Source organism: Lysinibacillus sp. GbtcB16 (genome assembly GCF_019091145.1).
In the GTDB taxonomy this organism is placed as follows: Bacteria; Bacillota; Bacilli; order Bacillales_A; family Planococcaceae; genus Lysinibacillus; species Lysinibacillus fusiformis.
The window spans coordinates 1-240 of the sequence record NZ_JAGXJV010000815.1 but is presented as its reverse complement, the minus strand read 5'-3'; the positions used below and the strand labels follow the sequence as shown (position 1 = coordinate 240).

Genomic DNA, 240 nt, shown 5'->3' with positions numbered 1-240 from the left:
CACTGTATCACACACCAAACGAGCAATATCCGGAAAATCAACTGGCTGCTCAGAGTGGCAACCATGATCTATGATCGTGCAACCTAATACCTCCAAAGCCTTACGGACAACCGCTTTCATCGAATAGCCGCAATGATCGTTACCTAATGCAATATTCACGACTTATATCCCATTCCCTTCTGCTTTTTGATTGACTCAATCATTTGCTTCGTATTTAGTCGATAACACCATTATTTAAAA

General features: G+C 40.8%; 1 protein-coding gene. It reads right to left on the bottom strand.

The annotated features are described in order from the left end of the window. A partial coding sequence (locus KVT27_RS27440) for an RpiB/LacA/LacB family sugar-phosphate isomerase (protein WP_217582313.1) occupies nt 1-159 on the bottom strand: 159 nt, incomplete at its 3' end. Between the last annotated feature and the right edge of the window lie 81 nt (nt 160-240).